This window comes from Microbacterium schleiferi (assembly GCF_020781975.1).
GTDB lineage: Bacteria > Actinomycetota > Actinomycetes > Actinomycetales > Microbacteriaceae > Microbacterium.
Window position 1 is genome coordinate 1 of record NZ_JAJGNI010000030.1, and the last position, 1,111, is coordinate 1,111.

Below are 1,111 nucleotides of genomic sequence, written 5' to 3' on the forward strand. Positions count from 1 at the left end.
TAGGTGTGATGTCCAGGCAGGTTGTTGAGTCTGCTGAAGGGTGGGGCTCCGATCGCGGAGTGGCGCCTGTGCTGATTGTAGAAGTGCAGCCAACCGGGCAGCGCGGCGCGACGCTCGCTGTCTGAGGAGTAGAACCGGGCGTATGCCCAGCCGTCGGCGAGGGTACGGTGGAACCGCTCGATCTTCCCGTTGGTCTGTGGGCGGTAGGGGCGGGTCCGCTTGTGTCGGATGTTGAGCATGGCGCAGGCGTCTCGCCAGGCGTGGGAACGATAGGCCGATCCGTTGTCGGAGAGGACCCGTTCGACGGTGACGCCGTGGTCAGCGAACCATGCGACGGCGCGTTCGAGCACGCCGATCGCGGTGACTGCCTTCTCGTCCGTGCAGATCTCGACGTAGGCGACGCGGGAGTGATCGTCGAGCACGGTGTGCAGGAACGCGGTGCCGATGTTGGGATGGCCTTTCTCGGTGTATCCGGCGCCGGCGCGGGCGGCGCGCTGCTTGTTCTGCTTGCCTTGTTGCTTGCCCACGTATCGCCAGCCGCCGCCGTCGGGGATGTTGCCGAACTTGGTGACGTCGACGTGGATCATCGCCCCTGGATGGTCGTGTTCGTAGCGACGGATGGGTTCGCCGGTGACCCGGTCGATATGGCTGAGCCGGTTGATCCGCGCCCGCACCAGCACCGCATGCACGGTCGAGGCCGAGATGCCGAGCTCGCCGGCGATCTGCGCTGGACCCAGTCTGCGACGCCACCGTAACCGTAGGATCCGCTTCACCGTCGCGGGCGGTGTCTTGGTGGGCATCGAGCGTGGTCGGCTGGACCGATCAACCATTCCCGCGGGCCCTTCGGCGCGGAACCGGGCCGCCCACTTCCGGGCGGTCGGCGGGGAAGTCATGAACATCTTCGCCGCGACGATGACAGGCCAGCGCTCTTCGACTATGAGCTTGGCCAGCCGCAGTCGAGCGCGCGGGGTGAGAGCAGCGTTAGCGTGGGACAAGAAGGCCTCCTGTGTGCGTGAAGCGGTTCCTAGACAGCTCCACTCTCGCAACGGGAGGCCTTCACCCGTCACCAGATCACACGCGATTCACGCAACAACGTCCCTGGACATCACAC

Annotated in this window: 1 protein-coding gene; it reads right to left on the reverse strand. The window is 65.8% G+C overall.

What is annotated here, in order from left to right; translation table 11 throughout:
* Positions 1-995 (reverse strand): IS481 family transposase (locus LL236_RS14730; RefSeq protein ID WP_228179577.1); only part of this gene is annotated, 995 nt, incomplete at its 3' end.
* Positions 996-1,111: the final 116 nt, after the last annotated feature.